Here is a 16,616-nt window from a genome sequence, read left to right as displayed (position 1 = left end):
TCTCCTTCACCACCTGCCAGGATAAAAGATAAAAACCCGATAAAGAAAAGGCCCCCTCCTGAGGAAGGTGAGAATCCGTTGTGGGGAGGAGGCCTTTGGGGCAGGGCCCCTTTAGTAAGAAGCGGAGGCTCTCCTTCCCCTTCATGCTTCGTTTCAGAAGGGAGCGCTTTCGCTGGGGGGTGTTTCTTCTTCTTTAGGCCGTACTATCTCCTGGACAAAGGGGGTGAGAGCTTCTTCCGAACCTGCGACAAGGGCTGGTACTGAAAGAAGATAGATATCGGGCCCTATCGCAAGACTAATAGTCTTTTCCACAAGAGGAGATGTCTGTCCTGTTTCAGTAACAATGATGCGATGGGTCCGGCCCACTACCATTACTTTGTCCCGTTCGTTTGGGGCTAGTTCAATAGGTTTTTGATTATCAATCTGAATCCGTATGCGGGAAAGGGGAGAAATGGCCTTTTCAGGAATCCCCTTATTATTATCGAGCAGTATCGTATGGGCCCGATAGGTAATAAAAAGATATACCCCTAACAGTAGCCATGCACATACCAGAAACACCCGGATGACCACGCGACGAAGGAGAACTTTCTGTGATCCGCCCTGGTTAGCCGAAAAAGAAGCAGCGGTGTTCATAGGCTTTCTCCCTGATTCTGCCCATACAGGGCTGTAGGTGATGGATTGGTACCATTTGTCCCGTCCCTGGCTATAATATTTCCCCGCAGAAGGGACCGTTCCTGTTCTGCCTTAGCCCGCTTTCGCCATGCGTGGATTACCAGTGCAAGGGCAATGATGGCATAACTAAAGGCGTCCCGAAAAAACTCTCCGATCATGGCAGAGCCGAAGAGGTTTGTCCCTGCCCGGGGGACCACAATGTACATGAGGTGTAAGAGGAGGGTTCCGATAAACACATTGGAAATGGTAGCCCGTGTAACAGAAGCGCCTCCTACGAGAATTGCGGCAGCGGCAAAAAAGCCTGTTTGTTTGTGGGCATTGTAGGTGGCCATGTTTCCCATATTCTGGAGGAATATAATCTGTCCGAGGCATGCCAGAATAGTACTCATAATGATGGCTACGATGCGGGTCCGCTCCACTGGAATACCGGCTGCGTGGGCCACCCGTTCATCTTGTCCAACGGCCCGCATGTCCTGTCCCAGTTTTGTTCGTTTAAACCATAGAATAAAAAGACAGAGAAAGAATATTACAAGATAATTTGCCAGAGGAAAGCGGATCCCGCCGATCTGTATATTGAGGAGTTTATCCAAAGATTGGCGGACGCTATCCAGATTCAGGGTATTACGGATCCCATATCCCCGAGAAAGGGTAATGGCAGGAGAATGAACAGGTATTACTGAGCCCATCAGATAGAGTACTACCAGTTGATAAAAGCCATCCATAAAGAAGCCCAGGATATAACCGGTTACCATTTCCCGCCCCCGGGCCCGATTGAGTACCGCCCCTGCAAGGGCCCCCAGTATGGCCGCCAGGGGTACCCCAATGAGACTTGCAAAAATAAGACCCGGAACCCCTACAATGTTCCAGTCCACTGCAAAAATAAGACCTATCTGGCCTGCCATGGCACCAAGGACCATGCCAAAATTAATTCCCATCCCCGCCATGATGGGAAGGATAAGGCTGAAGACCAAAAAGGCATTTCGGCCCATCCGGGTTACAATTTCTTGAATAATAGAGGGGAGGGGGAGCCCTGACACAGGGATTGCAAGCAACGTAATAGTAAGAAATATGACTACCACCGCCTGATTGGCGACTCGATGTAATATAGCATGACCTTTCATTTTGTTACCCTTGTTTTTCGTGTGAGGGCATAAATAATCATCCCATTGGAGATAAGAATCCGAAGTACCTCTGACATGTCTGTTTGCATCAGGCTGTTAATAACCGAGGGGGTCATCGTAAGGATCCCCTGAAAAAGGAAGGTTCCAACCACTACATTCATAATGCTTGCCTTGTGGAGAGAAGCCCCACCCAGGAGGATTGCTGCCACCGCCGGGAACGCCATGAAAAGGGGCGCATTGTATACCTGAATAAACCCATAACTCTGCTGATACACAAGTATCCCAATGGCTCCGTAAATGGTAGAGACTATGACACTAATAAGACGCATCCGATCGATGGAAACCCCACCGGCCCGGGCAAAATCGGGGTTGGAACCTACTGCTGTGAGGGCAGTGCCTGTTTTGCTGCGCATGAAGAGCCACATGCCAAAAGCAAGAAGGATAAAAAACAGAATGGTTCCCGTCGGCAAGGTAAAAGAGGGGGTAATCCTGAGGGCCAGGAAATTATTTAAGATGCGGGCCCAATATCCATCTAGGGTGATAGTGGTTCGTAACCCCTTTCCCGCATATCCCCACACCATGGCAGGATTGTGGTAGGGAAGAATTATCCATAAAATTGCCATGAAAGTAACAAGGGAGAACCCTACGTACATGGCAATGGTCATTTCTTCTCCCTTTACCTTGTTAAGAAGCACCCCATAGAGCCAACCAAACAACAGGGAAAAGGGTAAACTCAGTACTATAGCCATGCCAAAGCCAAGCCAACCAGTAAAACCGAATTCCATGGAGAGGGTCGACCCTAAAAGGCCCGCGATAATACCAACAGGAAGCCCAAAGTTAAGGCCTGCTCCGGCTTGCATCATGGGTACCAGGGCCAGGACCATCACGCCGTTTTGTCCAAAACGGGCAATCACGTCCTGAAGCGAAGCATCAAGTCGAACCCCTACAAAGGGAGCTATCAAAAAAAGAACCACCACAAAAAGGGCAATAATAAGGCGGGGCCAACCGAAATCTTGGATAAAATCTTGTATCTTTTGCAGCGCTGTTTTGTTCATTGGTTCCCTCCGGACATAAGCAAACCAAACTCTTCCAGGGGGGCATCAGGTTCTAGAATACCCGCAATTTTCCCTTCGTATACCAGAGCGATCCGATCACAGATGGAGCGAAGTTCTTCTAATTCACTTGAAACCATCACGATAGTTGTTCCCTTTTCACGGTTATACCGGAGGAGGGTATCCAATACCAGGCTTTTTGCCCCCACGTCGATACCCCGACTGGGTTCAGAAACAAAAAGAAGCTCTGGCTCTAAGGCGAAGGCCTTAGAAAGACAGACCTTCTGTTGATTTCCCCCCGACAATTCTTTTGCAGGCTGCCGATAACTGGTACATTTAATCCCGAGCTGCTGTATATAATGTTGAGCTATCTCTTGCATAGCCTTTTCATCTCGAAATGATAAGAGACCACCCAGATATTTTTTAAGGTAAGCACCTCGAACTTGCATAGCTGTAAAGGCGATATTCCAATCCAGACTTTCGTCTAGTAAAAGGCCTACTCCCCGTCGATCCTCACTTACAAAGGCAATTCCTGCAGTGAGAGCAGAACGAGGATCGGAGAAATTCAACTCTTTTCCCTGAAATAAAACGGTTCCTCCCGCAGGGTAAAGCCCCATGATTCCGTTAGGGATTCCCAGCTTGCCTTGACCGGCAAGGCCGCCAATACCGAAAATCTCCCCCTTTCGAACGGAGAAGGATACATCCCGGACCGTTTCTCCCGGCATGTCTACCCATAGGTGGCTTATTTGAAGAATCTCCGGAGCGGTCTCTAGTTCACTCCGTTTATGGTGTTCCCGGTGGGAGGTTTTAACTTCCCGCCCTACCATCCAGGATGCAATATCTCGGACCGAGACCTCTTTGTTGGGCACCTGTTGTACTACTTTCCCATCCCGTAACACCACGATAGTATGGGCAATCTGGGTTACCTCGTGGAGTCGATGAGAAATAAAAATGATGGCAATTCCCTGTTCAGCGAGGCGCTGAAGGGCCTCTAAAAGAATTGCGGCTTCGTTCTCTGTCAAAACTGCGGTGGGTTCATCCAATACCAGGATTTGTACCCGTTCCCGATCAATTTCCCGGGCTATTTCTGTAAATTGTTTATGGGCAATAGGCATGTCGGCTACTGGCATGTCTACATCGATAGTTACCCCTAACCGTTCAATAGCCCGCTGGGCGTGTTTTTTCATCGTTGGGCGGTCAAGAGTGGCAAGCCGATCTCCAAAGAGTTCTACTGCCACCGAAGGACGCAATGGTTCCCGGTTCAACATGATATTCTCGTATGCTGTAAAACCAGGGATAAGGGAAAATTCCTGGTGAACCATCCCGATCCCCGCATCGATAGCTTCCATAGGGGAAGAAAATTGTACCGCCTTGCCGTTTAAATAAATGGTACCGGTATACCCACCGGTTTCGGTAATGACGGGCATACCAAAAAGAATGCTCATAAGGGTTGTTTTCCCGGCGCCGTTTTCGCCCACCAGGGCGCAAATTTCACCTTTACGTACGGCGAAGGAGACATTCTGAAGTACAGGAGTCCCGTAGAAGTCTTTTGTAATCCCTTTAAATTCTAGAAGGGGGGATGTTTCTGCCATGGTATAACCTTCTATCGCTTCCTCTTTAATTCCTTAGGAACTGGGGTGCCTGGCTGGCTACCCCTATTGGGTTTGATGTATCAGCAAAGTACCTTTTGCGAAACCCTTCTGAGAAGAAAGACAATCGTACATCCTCAGAAGGGTTCCTTTTTAAAAAACAACAAAACAGAAGAGATTCACCCTTTATGTGTTATTGTTTCTGGAACTTAATGTTGTAATATTTTTCAGGTACCTTTTGTTCGGTGGTGGGGAGGTATCCTTTCCCGAAAATATAGGTATCCATGTACACCAGAAGATGATTCTTCGCTCGAACTCCTGTATTGGCATCGATGTAATTGCCACCGTTCCATTTTGCACCAGGGGTGAATACTGCAAAGGAATCATAGAGGGCCTTGGTGTCATCTTTTTGGGCGGTTCCTTCGATAACCCGTTTGGCAAACTCCCCAAGACCAGCAGTCACGGTAAAGCCATAGGAATATGCCCAGGTACCAAAACGACCTGCTCCTCCTTTTGCAACTACCGCTTCTTCAACCTTCTTCAAGATAGCCGGGAAATTCCCCGCTTCCGCAGAAAGATCGATCCCGAGGGCCCCGGGATACCCCATGAGCGGAGACGGAAGATCCGCTTCTACAAACATTCCCCCGTAGGCAAGGAGTTGTTTTAAAAGGGGTTCCGTGTGGGCGTCGTTGGTGCAGAAAAAGGCCGTTTCTTTCCCATACTTTTGTATCCACTGGGGGGTCTTTTCCAGGATAAATTGCTGAGCCCCCGCCTGTCCCACATCACTTAAGGGATCCGGCGCCGTTTCAAAGACGAATTTCAGGCCCAGATCTTTACAGGCCTCTTCCATGATCTGCCGCCGAAGGCCGAGAGATTCATAGGACATATGGCGAGGAAAAGAGATATGGACAAACGTCTTTGCTCCCATTTGTTTGGCTGCCCAGATGATAGTGTAACCCCGGGAGATAAAGTCTGAATTGATCGCGAGGTCCGCCACTGCTTCAATGACGAGGGGGTCCTCGTGGGGTTCTCCCGCAAGGAGAAGAATGTCGGGCCGCTTCTCTCGAATACGTTTAAAGGCTTCTGCAGTTCCAGGGACAGACTGGTTTACCACCACCGCCTTCATAAGGGGATCGTCTGCTAAGGCTACCATCTGGGTAATGGTGGTCTCTTGCTGTTCCATAAAGTTATCGGGATAGGTAATATGTTGAATCATGCCTCCTTCGGAAGCTTTCCCATACCGCCGAATCAGTTCTTCTGCTCCCCGCAGATCATCTTCGCTTTGAGAAACCGTGCCGGTAACCACCCCAATATGGAAAGACGCTTTCTTCCCTTCCGCTGCGGTGGTCTCAGTTTTTTTCTGACACGAAGACAAGACGATCGTCAAGGAGAGAAGTACTCCTATGAGCACCAAAAGATGTCGTTTCATAAACTCCTCCTCGAGTTTAAAGATTCATCTATTGTAATTTGTTTTGTTTTCCTGTCAAGCAGAGGAGTCTCTTGGTTAATACCATCAAATTGCCTGTTTTTTTATTGTTAGTCGGGAGAAAGAGGACAGGATCCTTTCCCTCTTTGTTAATAAAACTTGGTTTCCGGGAGGGACAATAAAAATTTCTCGATTCCTTCCCCAGCATTCCCGTATGAAAACCTGGGTTTCCAAATTGTTAATAATATGTTAGTTTTTGATTATCATGCAGGTTTTGGAATTACTCTTACAGATTACCGGGAGTCTGGGCCTTTTCCTTTATGGAATGAAAATTATGGGAGAGGGGATCCAGAAAACCGCCGGAGATCGGCTTCAGCGGGCCCTTAACTTTATGACGGGCAATCGTTTTGTAGGGGTTCTTACAGGTTTTTTAGTTACCGCAATTATCCAGTCCTCCTCGGCTACCACCGTTATGGTGGTTTCATTTGTGAACGCGGGGCTTCTTACGCTTACTCAGTCCATCGGGGTAATTATGGGGGCCAACATTGGTACGACCGTTACCGCCTGGATTGTCTCATTGATTGGCTTTAAGCTCCATGTAAGCGCCCTTGCCCTTCCTGCCATTGGTATTGGCTTTATTCTCTATATGGCGGTGAAGTGGGGCAGAAAAGATCTCGGCGAAGCGGTGCTGGGTTTTGGCCTTTTATTCCTGGGCCTGGATTTTCTTACCCATTCGATGCCCAAAATAGACCAAGAAACACTCACTTTTATAAAAGGAGTTTCGGAACTAGGCTATATTTCAATTCTGGTGGCCACAGGATTTGGTATTGCTATTACCCTCCTGGTTCATTCTTCCAGTGCTTCGACGGCTATCTTTATTACCATGGCCCATAACGGCCTCATCAATTACCCCATGGCGGCCGCGATGATTTTGGGAGCGAATATCGGCACCACGGTGGACGCGCTGCTTGCATCAATCGGCACAAAAGCCGCTGCCCGCCGGGCCGCTCTGGTGCATCTGTTGTTTAACGTATTTGGGTCCCTCTGGGCCCTGGCCTTGTTTAATCCCTTTTTGCATCTTGTTGATGTTTTAACTCCCGGAGAGGCCGGAGGTACAGGAATCGCTACCCATCTCGCTATGCTCCATACGGTATTTAATACCATCAATACGCTCTTGTTCTTGCCCTTTGTGCATCCCTTTGCCCAATTGGTGTCTTTTTTGATAAAGGACGATCCCCAACTTCAATCGGGGGTATACCGTCTTCCCTATACCACCGCCAGTATTCAGGATACGCCAGAACTACAAATCCTGCGGGCCGAAAAGGAGATTCAAAACATGGCGTCCCTTGTGGAATCGATGTTTGAAGAATTCCGCCAGGCCCTTAAGGTAAAACAAGCAGGCGCAGTAGATGAGATGGTGGCTCACCTCGCAGAAAAAGAGGATTATGCGGACCAGATGCGCGAAGAGCTCACCCGCTTTCTTATTGAGTGTACCCGATCCCAGATAAGTAGCCGTTCTGAACAAAAGGTGGGCCAGCTTATGAGAATTGTGGCGGACCTGGAAGACATGACCGATGATTGCTATAGCCTGGCTCTTACTTTGCAGCGCAGCCATCATAAGAAGCTCTATTTTAATGAAAAAGAAATGGCCCTCCTCGATCCCTATCTTCTTTTGGTTCGAGATTTTCTTGTATTTGTGCGGGAACATCTTGAGAAACCCTTAAGCGAAGAGGAATTACTCCATGCGAAGAATTTGGAAGAACAGATTGATGGGTTCCGGAGTAAGCTGAAAAAGCTGGCCCGTAAGAATATAGAGGCCGGTTCGGATGTGAAAACGGAGCTTTTGTTTATTGATCTTGTGCGACGCATTGAGAAGTTGGGAGATTACTCATATAGTATTACTGAGTCCTTGCATCACATGGGAACTCTAAAAGGATAGAATTTAATATTTAATAAGGATAAAAGGAGGATTTTATTCTTCGGGTAGATTATTTGGTGATCTCCCTCGCCCTGGCTGTTCTGTGGTATGGGGTAATCCCCTTGATGGGGGCCTTCCTTACGCGACGGTCGTGGCGCCATTTTCGGTCTCGATTTAATGAACTCCGGTGTACGCGCCCCTTAACGTACGCAGATGTGACGGGGGAATCTCATAAAATCTCGGCTATGCCCCGGGATTTTACTTTTTTAGGAGAAGTGGAGGCCCTTTCAGAGGAGGATCTCCTCTGGGTAAAAAATGAGGAACTTACCATTCCGGTCTCAGTAAAAAGGGTAAGCATCTACGTGTTACCCCAGGAGGCCCCCCTGGCCTATGGAGGCTCTTCTCAGGAGGTTCCCCGTAAAATTGCCTGGTCCGATGTCCGCAGTATTACTGAGGGAAGCCGTATTTTTGTGGGAGGAGCCCTGGTATATAAGGATGGGCGGGTTCTTTTCTCTTCCCTTCCCCATAAACCGCTGATTGTTATTTTGTATGAAGGGGATGAGCGGCATCTTATTTACAAGACCATTCAAGCCGGTCGCCATCATAATGAGTATTACAATAAATTTACTCCCTTTCTTCTTGCTCTTGGGGCCTTTAGTCAACTTCTCATGGCCTTTTTGCATATGGGGCGCCCTGGGTATCGGGGAATGGTATACCTTAACCTTCTTGCTCTGATAGGGCCGATATATCCTTTTATTCCGCCGGGACTTCTTTTTACTTTGTTGTATCGTCGACTGTGGAAACGGGCCCGTCAGTACCGGGCTTTCCGGGATCTCGCTCGACTTCCTTTGTTTCACCTTGATAAGGAAGGGGGGGGCGTGACTTTGTATACGGGCGAACGGTACGAGATTATGCCAACGAATGTGATACCCCTGGGGCTTAAAAAAGATCCTCGTTGCCTCTGGCTTGAGGATCCCTTTGTGAAAAATAAGAACCAATGGTATGTATGCGGGGTTTGTCCTCCTTTACAAGAGAAAGCATCCCTTCCGGTTCCATCTTTACCTGGACCATCTCAAGATCCCCTTATACCATATATGGTGCTCGAAGCAAATCCCTTTGATCTCATACAAACGTACAAAATTCGGGCTTTTATGTTGGAAATGGGAGCCCTCCTATTCCTTGCTGGTGGAGTGCTGCTTAATGGGATTCTAGCGGGTTTTCTCCTTTTTTGGCTATCTAAATAATCTCTCTGGAATGAATTGTTTGTTTTTCCCTCGATGAAAACATTTCATCGCTTCCCTCCAGGGGCTGTTCTGTCTTGTGACGAGCGTAATTTACTACCAGGGCTTTCCCTTTAAAAAGGGTCCCCTGTAAAGTGATAATTAGGGAATCTGCTAAATCTCTGGGGACCTCTATAAAAGAATAATTATCTAACATGCGCACATGTCCGAAGGTTTCCCGGGGAAGTCCTGTTTTTTTCTGAATAAAGGTCACCAGTTGCTGAGGATATACCCGTCGATTCTTACCTACACTGATAAAGAGGGAACACCGTTCTTGATCGGCAAGGGATTTTTCTTGGTTATCTGATGAAATCGGGACTTTTATGCTCCCCCGGTGGACTTTTGAGGAATTTTTCAGGTATTCCATACACAGATATGCCGCCACGTAGGAGCGCATTAAAAGCGGAACAGACTTGCGAAATATTTTTCGATATTGAATGACTTTTTCGATATCAGTCCCCGACTGTACTTTCTTGACAAGGCTCTGGAACAGGGTTTGTATCTGTTCTTTTTCATCTTCCCATTGCATTGCCGTCATCCCCTTTTCTTCTTTTTCTCTTCTTACAAAAGTTCATTCCTTCATAAGTGATCAACACAGTTTATTGTTTTTTAAGAACCACCAGGCTAATATCGTCGGCAAAATTACCTTCGTATTTTCGAAGATCCCCCTGGTCGGCAAAGCGGGTAACTTCTTCCAGAAGGCTTTGCCGAATCTCCTCTGCGGATCGCTCTGCTACTTTTTGAATAGTCTGTTTTACCCGTTCTAGACCAAAAAGTTCGCCATGTTTATTCCGGGCCTCGATAAGCCCATCTGTGTAAAGGAGTAGAATATCTCCCTGCTCAAGCGTAACAGATCCCAGAGACGAAGATGAAGTAGCATACTCTGATAACCCCAGAAAGGCTGCCCGCTGGGTCATGCCGGGAATTTCTTCCACCTGTTTCTCTTTAGAACGATATACGAGGCCAATCAGGTGGGACCCCGCATAGGTTACGGTGCCCCGTTCTTCTTGCAAAATGTTGGCGGTCATGAATTTATCACTGCCGATCCGGTTTCGGTTAATTTCTACCAGAACCTGATTTACGATGTCATATATCTGGGATGGAGAAAGGGCCTGTCCCAAATTCTCCTGGGTTTTAACACAACCATGGAGGGCAGACATGAACGTAAGAGCCATAAGGCCGGCCGGTAACCCATGCCCAGCCACATCCCCAATGGCAAGGAAATGGCGATTTTGATTTTTGAGGTAATCGTACAGATCGCCACCAACCTCCGTGGCGGTGGTCATGCTTGCTGCCACATCGTACCCCTCTATAGTAATGTTTTTGGGCAGAACCGACATCTGGATATTCCGGGCCACATCCATTTCCTGGCTCAGACGGTTCTTGTCTTCCTGAATTCTCTTCCCGTTTATAAGGGTAAGGGCGATAGACACTTCGTTTGCCAGGTTGGTAAGAATAGAACGTTCTTTAGGGAACACATAGGAAGAACCTTCTTTAAAGAGAACGAGCATTCCCACCAGTTCCTGCTGATTAAAGACGGGGTAAAAGATAATCAATTTAAAGATTGCCGCCAGATGGGTCGGTAGCTGGTCTACCGCTACCATGTCACGGCTTTGGATCATTTCGATAATACTGTTTTCCGGGAAGGAATTTCCCTGGTCATCCTCTTGTCCCTTTCTGGGAAGCGTAAAGCTCTGTTCTTTGATAAGGGTATGGGCCGCTTCAGTGTTAAGACGTTTCAGGGTTTCCAGATTTATAAGGGGAGTACAATACCCTATAATAAAATGATCCGATTCAACCCGTAGGGTTTGCCCTCTTTTGGTGTAGAGCATGAGAGATTTTATGCGAACATTAGGATTTGCCAGGGCTTCCTGAAACTGCTCATAATATCGTTCCAGTACATTTTTAAGGATTATCTGTTCTTCCGTAGGAGACGCAATGAGGATTTCATTGATAAGTAGGGTTCGATTTTTTTCCTGTTCTTCCTGTTGGCTGTACACCTGGTTAAAATGTTCCATGCGATACCAGAAGTATTCGTGAAAAATACGAATTCCAAAGAGTAGATTGAGCAACAGAAAAAAGAAGCTCCCCCCCCAGGGTGGGCTTGCCCAGGTCAGAATCATACCGAGGGCAACGATAACCATATAAATGATAAAGGGAATTTTATTGAAACGGATGATACCTTCTTCAAAGCTAAAAAGTACTATGTTATACCCAAAAAGCCCCAACACGAGGCCCCCAAAGAGCAGCACAAACAGGATTGCTGTACTTGAGGAATAAAATACTATGGAAAGTACGAGGGCGACTATGGTGCCCGCCAATAACAAAGCTTCCCCTATCAAACGGGAGGCAAATTCCGAAAAAAGAAGGTTTTTCTGTATCCGCTGGCTATGAATGGAATACTCGGCTACGGAAAAAAGAAGGGCATACAGCAGGGGGGGAAGAAAACGACAGAGCAAATCCCCGCCAGGGAAAAACTCCGGAAGCCACATTCCGGCGCTCACACAAAGACCGATAAAAATAAAGATGAGGAGAGATACTAGCAACCAGAGTGGCCTATCGCCATATTCTTTGCGGCTATTGGCACTGTACCAGAGGGGAACAAGGAAGGCGGCTATAAACCAAAAAGAAAGGGAGAAAACCTGATTCATACCGAGACCTCCGTACGAAGGGTCAGCAATTCTTCAAGGGATTGCTGTAAATGCTCCAACTGGAGCCGGGGAATTTCTGGTCCAATGCAACTGGTAAGTTCTTTCAAGGCTTGTTCAATATTCTTAAAGCTTTCCGTTTCTGCTTCGGCGGTTTCTTTGGAAAGATTGGTAACCGAACGGATAACTTCTACTGCCAGGGTTACTCCCTGTAAGGACCCCGCTACAGAGAGAATAGACTCCTTTTGGGCGAGAATCTCCGTGGCCACCCGTTGTAATTTAGAACTCACCGACGTGATGGAGCTTTGGATTTCCTGTAAAAGGCTCGCAATGTCTTTAAGGGATTTATCGGTTCCTTCAGATAATTTCCGGATTTCCTTGGCTACCACGTCAAATTCTTTTCCCTGCTTCCCATATCGAGCCGCTACAATAGAGGCATTGATAGAAAGCACGCTGGTGGTAGAAGAGATATCACCCATGATTTCGAGAATTTCGTTTATCTTTTTTGATTGATTCAGCAATCGGTTTGTGTCTTCGAGGGACGTTCGAATATCTTCCGCGAGGGTGCTTACCTTGTTCTGGACATCCTGGGAAAGGTTAAAGCCTGCCTCTGCGGAACTAGCCATGTTGTCCGAGATTCCGGTGATTTGTTGCGCGTTTTCCCGGATTTTCTCGCTGAGCATACCGAGTTGTCCCAATTCTTCTTGCAACTGGGTAATGATACGGGAACGTTTTTCTTCTTCATCATACTGGGCCAAAAGTTGCGTACAGAGGTCCCTCGCATAGCGAAGAACCTCTAAGCTGTTTATTGTTCCCGCTGTTTTTTGTTGAACAAGGCTATCAGAGGACATTCACACTTCCGGGGACTAAAAAGGTAAGGGTCTGGAGGCTTGTGGCTTGCCAGGAAATACTCTTATTTTGCAGAATATTGATAGTGTACTTTTTCCCTGCATCCACCGTGGCAAGTTTCATAATCCATTTAGCAATTGCTTTGATTCCGCTGGAATTAAGAAAGGTAAGCCCCGTCACATCAAGATCGATGGCTTTCATTCCCTGAGCGATAGCGCCGTTATGAACGGTATCAAAAAGAGGATCCAGCAGTACCCCCGGGTCCTGCATGTCTATGTCTCCCGTAATGATAACCTTGATTCCACTCGCTGTATCCTGGACTTCGATAGTTACCTTATCCTGTTTGATGGTTTCAATGTTCAATTTGTTCATAGTATCCTCGTTGTTTCAAAACGTATGGTACTCACGATCCCTCTGTGGGTCGCTTTTTACAACCGTACCGTTTTCTGTTCCCTTCCTGCATATATGGAAAGAGGAACTCCCTTTTTAGCTCTGGACTAGCGTGATGGTTACCAGGTCTCCCTGGATGTCCAGCTTCATCTGGGCCCCTGTTTCGTACCGGATTCGTACCAATCCCAATTGGCTTTTTGAATCTTCCCGGGTAGCCGCAAGCTGCATCTGAGCAATGTAGGCCTGCAGGGGATCCCCTGCCATGACCTTCTCCCAGATTGCTTTAAGACTTTCTATTGCCTCGGGACTTGCCCTGTTGGAAACCGACACCATGATGGATTCTTTTTCGGGTAAAAGTTGAAGTTTTACAATGGTCTCTTCCCCCTGGGCATATTTTACGGCGTTTTCCAAAAGTTCGCTGGCTGCCATGGCGATTTTGTCGGCCCGCATCGTATCGGCGTAACTTACGGCGATAAAATTCTGGATAAATGCCCGAACTACCGCAATGTATTTCCAGCGAGGGCCGAACTTTATTTCAATAAACCCCAATGATTCCTTTGTCTCCATGATGTATCCTTAGGATGCAAGATTAGTTCTATCATATAAGGTCTTCCGAAGAAGTCAAGCTATTTTCGTGGCGTATATATCGAATTGTCAGGGGGGTAAAGCCATGGCGGGCTATCACCCGGGAAAAGCCTTCGAAATATGCTGGTATATCGATTGTAATAGCTTGGGTCGTTTCCGGTGGTATGCGGGCAAGGGCCTGCTCTAAAAGTTGTTCCCCAATGCCCAGACCTCGATATTCGGGAAGTACTTCTATAGCAGTGACATGAAACCCATAGGGACTCCGGTGTACCAGAATATATCCCACTATTTCTTTACTCGTCGTTTCTGCCACAAGATGGATATCCCCTGTTTTGAACCCCTGGAAAGTGAAAAAAAGGGATGCTATTTCTTCCAGTTTCTGATTCCCCTCTCGATGCTGGGACCTTCCCTCTACCAAGTAAAGTCCTGCTTTCTGGGGTCGCCTGGGTTTTTCAGTAAGTACCCTCTGTAAATCCATAAGGCACTGCTCGTGAATTTGTTGAATTGATGGTGTGTCTTCTTCTCGGGAGGGACGAATCGTGATATCCTCTCCCAGAAGATCCTCTGTTTCTTCCGGTTCTGTTCCGATGCGTTCGAGACCCCAGTCCTCTCGAAGTCCATTGTACCATTCGAGAACCGTACGTCGCATGGCCTGCTCTTTATACCGGAACCAGCGCTTTTCTATTACGGGGTAACGGGAGAGGGTATCCTTAAAGGCCCGAAACACCCCCTTTCCGCGATCAAGGGCGCGGGTAAGTTCTACTTTGGCAAGAGGATTCTTGAGGGCCACCACAAACCGTTCCATAAGACGGAACCCCTCGTTAGAATCCCAATAGGGGATGGGAATATATCGGTCTTCGTCAACCTCATCTTCATTTTCCAGAATTTCTTCTTCCGAAAGAACAATCCCCTCTTCTGAATCGACAAAATAGGCCGTTCCCTGATCTTCCATGGAAAAAATAATAGCGTCTATGAGAGCTTCATCCAATTCAAAGGGCATATGCGTATTGTACGGCCTTTAAAAAGGGTGGTCAAGTTTTTTCTCTGGTATTGACCATCGGGGGGTAAATAAATAAAAATGGTATCATATCTTATTAGGAAGGAGCGCGCTTATGAGCATTATTGAATATGTCGAGGCCCGGGAAATTCTGGACTCGCGGGGTAACCCGACGGTAGAAGTAGATGTGGTCTTGGAAGATGGGACCCTGGGGCGGGCGGCCGTTCCCTCTGGGGCGTCTACCGGTGAAAACGAAGCGGTAGAATTGCGGGACGGAGATAAGAGCCGCTATATGGGCAAGGGGGTTCTTAAGGCGGTAGAGAATGTAAACAACGTGATTGCGGCCGAAATTCAAGGACTCGATGCCCTGGATCAGGTTGATATCGACCGCACCATGATTGAACTGGATGGAACCGAGAATAAGAGTAAGCTCGGGGCCAACGCAATTCTTGGGGTCTCTATGGCGGTGGCCCGGGCGGCGGCTAATTACCTCGACATCCCCCTCTATCGTTATCTTGGCTCTTTCCATGCCAATCTGCTCCCCGTTCCCATGGCCAATATCATCAATGGGGGGAAGCACGCAGATAACAAAATAGATTTCCAGGAATTTATGGTGATGCCCGTAGGTGCCCAGACCTTCCGGGAAGCGGTACGCTGGACCGCCGAGGTGTTCCACACCCTGAAGAAACTCCTTAAGGATGCGGGGAAGAATACCGCCGTCGGTGATGAGGGTGGTTTTGCCCCCGATATCGATAACCAGGAAGCCCTGGACTTTATCATGAAGGCCATCGAAAAGGCGGGGTATAAGCCGGGCGAGCAAATCGCCATTGCGATGGATGCGGCGGCAAGCGAGCTCTTCGAAGAAGGGGGCAAGAAGGGCTACAAGTTCTGGAAGTCCAATCCGAATAAGCTCTTTACCAGCGACGAGATGATTGAACTCTACACCAAGTGGGTGAATAACTATCCTATCATCTCCCTGGAAGATCCGCTGGACCAGAACGATTGGGAAGGCTACGCCAAGATCACCAGGGCCCTCGGTGGTAAGATCCAGATCGTCGGGGATGACCTGTTTGTAACAAACAAGAAGTACCTGAAGAAGGGAATCGAGATGGGGGTGTGTAACTCCATCCTGATCAAGGTAAACCAGATCGGTACGGTCACCGAAACCTACGAGGCGGTTGAAATGGCGAAACGGGCAGGATACACCGCTATTGTTTCTCACCGCTCGGGCGAAACGGAGGATAGCTTTATCGCCGACCTCGTGGTGGCCCTTGAAACAGGTCAGATCAAGACCGGTTCTATGAGCCGCACCGACCGGATCTGTAAGTATAACCAGCTGATGCGGATTGAAGACATGCTCGAAGGGGTCTCCGAGTATGCCGGTCGCAATGCCTTTTACAATTTGAAGAAATAAATTAACAAGGCTTTTTAATTGATGGGGGTGTCTTAAAGGGACGCCCCCATTGTCAATTTAGATGTGGTTTTTAGAGGTTTGTATTCCTAACCATCTTTGGTTACAGTTTTAATGTTCCTTTCAGGAACAGGTCTGTTGTCTCCCAGGGACGACGTCTCTGGTTCCTGTCCCCGCGAAAGGTAGAGGGCTCCTGCTGTGCGTTAATACCCACCGCCCCGGCAATTTTTAGGGTGCGCCCGCGCCCCTTGAAGGCCGCGGTACCCCTAGAAACCCCGGGTCCCGCCCCCCGCTCGCCTACAGTTCTTCAATCTCCTCCCGGGAAAGGCCGGTAACTCTCATGATAATGTCTATCGACACCAGTTCCTGCTTCATCCGCCGGGCGGTCTCCCGGCGGTTTTTTTCTTCGCCCAGGGCCATGCCTTCGTTGCGGCCTTCTATACGGCCTTCCATAAGGCCTTCCATAAGGCCTTCTTTAAACCATTCCTGTTCTTTCTTCTTGATGGCAGTGGCTAACATGGTCGGTACCTCCTTAAGGGTACGAATCTCATCCACCCATTGAGGCACGGGGTCCTCAAAATGGGCGTAAAGCCAGCGGATAAACTCGGTCACCACCTCTGGCTGTTCCTTCTCTAATATACTCACAATACCACGAATGCGACTCTGAATTTCATCCAC

15 protein-coding genes are annotated in these 16,616 nt (G+C 47.9%); 3 read left to right on the top strand and 12 right to left on the bottom strand.

Translation table 11 applies throughout. The features are described from left to right. Positions 1-153: 153 nt before the first annotated feature. The 5 genes from C5O22_RS05350 to C5O22_RS05330 all read right to left on the bottom strand — a co-directional run bounded on the left by C5O22_RS05350 (position 154) and on the right by C5O22_RS05330 (position 5,863). Positions 154-633, bottom strand: coding sequence for a DUF6672 family protein (locus tag C5O22_RS05350; protein ID WP_132780176.1), 480 nt, complete (start codon positions 631-633; stop codon positions 154-156). Then, positions 630-1,793 (bottom strand): ABC transporter permease subunit, encoded by a 1,164-nt coding sequence (locus C5O22_RS05345; protein WP_132780175.1) that lies wholly within the window; start codon positions 1,791-1,793, stop codon positions 630-632. Before C5O22_RS05345 ends, C5O22_RS05350 begins: the two co-directional genes overlap by 4 nt. Further along, a complete protein-coding gene (locus C5O22_RS05340; protein ID WP_132780287.1) occupies positions 1,790-2,833 on the bottom strand; it encodes an ABC transporter permease subunit in 1,044 nt (347 codons plus the stop codon). The genes C5O22_RS05345 and C5O22_RS05340 overlap by 4 nt, the downstream gene beginning before the upstream one ends. An 11-nt stretch (positions 2,834-2,844) precedes the next feature. Further along, positions 2,845-4,437 (bottom strand): sugar ABC transporter ATP-binding protein, encoded by a 1,593-nt coding sequence (locus C5O22_RS05335; RefSeq protein WP_132780174.1) that lies wholly within the window; start codon positions 4,435-4,437, stop codon positions 2,845-2,847. 190 nt (positions 4,438-4,627) lie between these two features. Beyond that, on the bottom strand, positions 4,628-5,863 hold the full coding sequence (locus C5O22_RS05330) for a DUF3798 domain-containing protein (protein ID WP_132780173.1): 1,236 nt from the start codon (positions 5,861-5,863) through the stop codon (positions 4,628-4,630). Positions 5,864-6,125: 262 nt separating this feature from the next. Here C5O22_RS05330 and C5O22_RS05325 point away from each other — a divergent pair, with 262 nt between their 5' ends. Both C5O22_RS05325 and C5O22_RS05320 read left to right on the top strand, forming a co-directional pair. Continuing rightward, on the top strand, positions 6,126-7,799 hold the full coding sequence (locus C5O22_RS05325) for a Na/Pi cotransporter family protein (protein ID WP_132780172.1): 1,674 nt from the start codon (positions 6,126-6,128) through the stop codon (positions 7,797-7,799). Positions 7,800-7,852: 53 nt separating this feature from the next. Continuing rightward, positions 7,853-9,022, top strand: coding sequence for a hypothetical protein (locus C5O22_RS05320; RefSeq protein ID WP_132780171.1), 1,170 nt, complete (start codon positions 7,853-7,855; stop codon positions 9,020-9,022). Here the strand turns inward: C5O22_RS05320 and C5O22_RS05315 are convergent. From C5O22_RS05315 to C5O22_RS05290, 6 genes are all read right to left on the bottom strand, one after another. Further along, positions 9,015-9,596 carry a DbpA RNA binding domain-containing protein gene (locus tag C5O22_RS05315; protein WP_132780170.1) on the bottom strand — a complete coding sequence of 194 codons (582 nt, stop codon included), beginning with the start codon at positions 9,594-9,596 and terminating at the stop codon, positions 9,015-9,017. The two genes, C5O22_RS05320 and C5O22_RS05315, sit on opposite strands and share 8 nt — an antisense overlap. 61 nt (positions 9,597-9,657) lie before the next feature. Then, a complete protein-coding gene (locus C5O22_RS05310) occupies positions 9,658-11,709 on the bottom strand; it encodes a PP2C family protein-serine/threonine phosphatase (protein WP_132780169.1) in 2,052 nt (683 codons plus the stop codon). Beyond that, positions 11,706-12,557, bottom strand: coding sequence for a methyl-accepting chemotaxis protein (locus C5O22_RS05305; protein ID WP_132780168.1), 852 nt, complete (start codon positions 12,555-12,557; stop codon positions 11,706-11,708). Before C5O22_RS05305 ends, C5O22_RS05310 begins: the two co-directional genes overlap by 4 nt. Next, the gene (locus C5O22_RS05300; protein WP_132780167.1) at positions 12,547-12,927 is read right to left on the bottom strand and encodes a hypothetical protein; all 381 of its coding nucleotides are present in this window, start codon (positions 12,925-12,927) and stop codon (positions 12,547-12,549) included. The genes C5O22_RS05305 and C5O22_RS05300 overlap by 11 nt, the downstream gene beginning before the upstream one ends. A 114-nt stretch (positions 12,928-13,041) precedes the next feature. After that, complete coding sequence (locus tag C5O22_RS05295; protein WP_132780166.1) at positions 13,042-13,512, bottom strand: ATP-binding protein; 471 nt, start codon at positions 13,510-13,512, stop codon at positions 13,042-13,044. Between the two features lie 31 nt (positions 13,513-13,543). Further along, entirely contained in the window at positions 13,544-14,530 is a 987-nt protein-coding gene (locus C5O22_RS05290; protein WP_132780165.1) for a UPF0158 family protein, read from the bottom strand. A 112-nt stretch (positions 14,531-14,642) separates the two neighbouring features. Between C5O22_RS05290 and eno the strand changes: the two genes are divergently transcribed. Then, positions 14,643-15,941 carry a phosphopyruvate hydratase gene (gene eno, locus C5O22_RS05285; RefSeq protein WP_132780164.1) on the top strand — a complete coding sequence of 433 codons (1,299 nt, stop codon included), beginning with the start codon at positions 14,643-14,645 and terminating at the stop codon, positions 15,939-15,941. A gap of 294 nt (positions 15,942-16,235) precedes the next feature. On the opposite strand, the gene C5O22_RS13475 is transcribed toward eno, so the two are convergent. Further along, positions 16,236-16,616: RpnC/YadD family protein (locus C5O22_RS13475; protein ID WP_486389488.1), on the bottom strand; the 381-nt coding region annotated here is incomplete at its 5' end.

It is taken from the genome of Treponema sp. J25 (genome assembly GCF_004343725.1).
Lineage (GTDB): Bacteria > Spirochaetota > Spirochaetia > Treponematales > Breznakiellaceae > J25.
Note: the sequence above shows the minus strand (reverse complement) of the source record. Positions and strands in the feature narration are given on the sequence as shown.

What these genes read in the sequence shown, in the direction of transcription:
- C5O22_RS05350 (WP_132780176.1), bottom strand. Translation starts at nt 633, where the DNA reads ATGAACACCGCTGCTTCTTTTTCGGCTAACCAGGGCGGATCACAGAAA.
- C5O22_RS05345 (WP_132780175.1), bottom strand. Translation starts at nt 1,793, where the DNA reads ATGAAAGGTCATGCTATATTACATCGAGTCGCCAATCAGGCGGTGGTA.
- C5O22_RS05335 (WP_132780174.1), bottom strand. Translation starts at nt 4,437, where the DNA reads ATGGCAGAAACATCCCCCCTTCTAGAATTTAAAGGGATTACAAAAGAC.
- C5O22_RS05330 (WP_132780173.1), bottom strand. Translation starts at nt 5,863, where the DNA reads ATGAAACGACATCTTTTGGTGCTCATAGGAGTACTTCTCTCCTTGACG.
- C5O22_RS05325 (WP_132780172.1), top strand. Translation starts at nt 6,126, where the DNA reads ATGCAGGTTTTGGAATTACTCTTACAGATTACCGGGAGTCTGGGCCTT.
- C5O22_RS05315 (WP_132780170.1), bottom strand. Translation starts at nt 9,596, where the DNA reads ATGACGGCAATGCAATGGGAAGATGAAAAAGAACAGATACAAACCCTG.
- C5O22_RS05310 (WP_132780169.1), bottom strand. Translation starts at nt 11,709, where the DNA reads ATGAATCAGGTTTTCTCCCTTTCTTTTTGGTTTATAGCCGCCTTCCTT.
- C5O22_RS05305 (WP_132780168.1), bottom strand. Translation starts at nt 12,557, where the DNA reads ATGTCCTCTGATAGCCTTGTTCAACAAAAAACAGCGGGAACAATAAAC.
- C5O22_RS05300 (WP_132780167.1), bottom strand. Translation starts at nt 12,927, where the DNA reads ATGAACAAATTGAACATTGAAACCATCAAACAGGATAAGGTAACTATC.
- C5O22_RS05295 (WP_132780166.1), bottom strand. Translation starts at nt 13,512, where the DNA reads ATGGAGACAAAGGAATCATTGGGGTTTATTGAAATAAAGTTCGGCCCT.
- C5O22_RS05290 (WP_132780165.1), bottom strand. Translation starts at nt 14,530, where the DNA reads ATGCCCTTTGAATTGGATGAAGCTCTCATAGACGCTATTATTTTTTCC.
- eno (WP_132780164.1), top strand. Translation starts at nt 14,643, where the DNA reads ATGAGCATTATTGAATATGTCGAGGCCCGGGAAATTCTGGACTCGCGG.